The organism is Bradyrhizobium manausense, assembly GCF_018129685.1.
Lineage (GTDB): Bacteria > Pseudomonadota > Alphaproteobacteria > Rhizobiales > Xanthobacteraceae > Bradyrhizobium > Bradyrhizobium manausense_D.
Genome location: NZ_JAFCLG010000055.1, coordinates 1 through 2,006, shown reverse-complemented (window position 1 = coordinate 2,006; position 2,006 = coordinate 1). Strand labels below are relative to the sequence as shown.

3 protein-coding genes are annotated in these 2,006 nt (G+C 58.3%); all 3 read right to left on the bottom strand.

The features are described 5' to 3' along the window. Window positions 1–142 precede the first annotated feature (142 nt). Window positions 143–589: a hypothetical protein gene (locus JQ621_RS35260; protein ID WP_212241802.1), complete on the bottom strand. Its 447-nt coding sequence runs from the start codon at window positions 587–589 to the stop codon at window positions 143–145. Between the two features lie 82 nt (window positions 590–671). Then, complete coding sequence (locus tag JQ621_RS35255; RefSeq protein WP_212241801.1) at window positions 672–1,415, bottom strand: hypothetical protein; 744 nt, start codon at window positions 1,413–1,415, stop codon at window positions 672–674. A gap of 123 nt (window positions 1,416–1,538) precedes the next feature. Further along, on the bottom strand, window positions 1,539–2,006 hold a 468-nt coding region (locus JQ621_RS35250; protein WP_283813241.1), incomplete at its 5' end, for a TCP-1/cpn60 chaperonin family protein.

Below are 2,006 nucleotides of genomic sequence, written 5' to 3'. Positions count from 1 at the left end.
GACTTGTCGAGCACGACGTTGCGGCCCTTGGGGCCGAGCGTGACCTTCACCGCGTTGGCGAGAATGTCGACGCCGCGCAGCATGCGTTCGCGGGCTTGTCGACCGAATCCGATATCTTTCGCTGACATTCGGTTACCGAAAGCTAACTTGGCAAAGTCACTGCCGCGCGGGTATGTGCGATGTTGAGCAGGCGCAGCTTCGATATGGCGGAAAGCCTGGCTTGGTCGTGAACGATGTCGATGCGGACCAGCCGCTCCTCGACGCCAGTGACGATTAGTCTTTCCTTCAGCGGCATGGCCCGTTTCATCGGCTCCTCGGTTGCTCCGTCCGGGGCGACGACGAAAATCTCGAATCCCAGCACGGGCAGGACCTTGGTGTTCAGCTCCACCAGCCTATTGCTGAAGATGTGAAACTGCTCTGCGAAATATCCTTGATGCTGGGGCTTCAGGTACTCACCTGATACGAGGCAGCCAACACATTGCGAGATCGCCTGATCTGCAACCTGGTCATGCTTCTGACAGACGATCGATACGGAAAAATGCTTCTTGTTGGAGAAGTTCGAACTTGCCAGCTCTCTTTTCGTGGACATACCGACATCCAACAACGGCACGCCAAACGGAGACCACTTGCAGGGGTCTTCTCCATCCAGTGTCAGATAATAGAATGGTATCTTAGGGGTCATCGTACCTCCGCCCGCCGATCCGTTTCAGCGCCCGAATCAATGAGTCTTCGCCTTCTCTCAGGTCTTGCAGAAAGTCGTAGTGATCGACCAGTTCGCTTCGCGCCAGAAAGTTTTGCAGCGACTTGATAGCTTTCTCCACGGAGGTTTGATCAGTAGTCTCGGGAGCAGCCTTTTTCAGTTCGTCGGCAAGCTTCTTCACGTCCTCGGTGAGATCCTTCCGTCGCGACGAGAACGAGCTGTCGGCGACGGGGGTTTGCAAGCACGCCTGGGTTTTTTGCTCGACGCGTCGCCGGATCGCGCCAAGGGCTCCAAGATCGACGCCTCCCGATTGAATGATGCGCCCCGTGAACATCAACGAACCGAGCGCGCCCGTCGCTGCCTGGAACATGGATCTCATGTCGATCGTCTTGGACGTGAAATAGAGAGACAGGGAAACGATCACGACGGTCGTTACGAAGCAGGGTAGCAGTGCCGCATGGATGGAGATGTAATCCGATCGTGCGGAATAGACGCAAAAGACCAGGCAGAGGACGAGAAGGACGATGACCATCCAGGGAGCCAGATTTCCGGCATTTTTTGCGGTGATCGAATTGAACAGGCCGAATAGGTCTATTGCGTTGACCAATCCAGTGGCTGCGACTGCGAGGAACAGCAGAACGAGCAGCGGGCCGATGAGCTTCCACTCTGGCCGGTAGGGAAACCAGATAATCTCGTGGATACGGATCTTATACACTTCAATATAGGACCCAAGCTGCAATCGGCGCGAACGTACCGCAACTCCTGCGCGAGTTCAACAAAAGCAAAGAGGCCCGGTTTGTGCCGGGCCTCTCCAGGTTCGATTGTCTGGTGATGCGTCTTAGAAGTCCATGCCGCCCATGCCGCCGCCCGGGGGCATCGCGGGGCCGGCGCCGCCCTTCTTGGGCAGCTCGGCAACCATGGCTTCCGTGGTGATCAAGAGCGCCGCAACCGAGGCTGCGTTCTGGATCGCGGTGCGGACCACCTTGGTCGGGTCGATGATGCCCTTCTTGACGAGGTCGCCATATTCACCGGTCTGGGAGTCGAAGCCGAAAGCATACGCCTTGTTCTCCAGCACCTTGCCGACGATCACCGAACCGTCTTCACCGGCGTTGATCGCGATCTGGCGAGCGGGAGCCGACAGCGCCTTGCGCACGATCTCGACGCCGGTCTTCTGGTCGTCGTTCTTGGTGCGCAGGCCCTTGAGCTGCTCGGAAGCACGGAGCAGCGCAACGCCGCCGCCCGGGACGATGCCTTCCTCGACAGCGGCGCGGGTCGCATGCATCGCGTCGTCAACGCGATCCTTGCG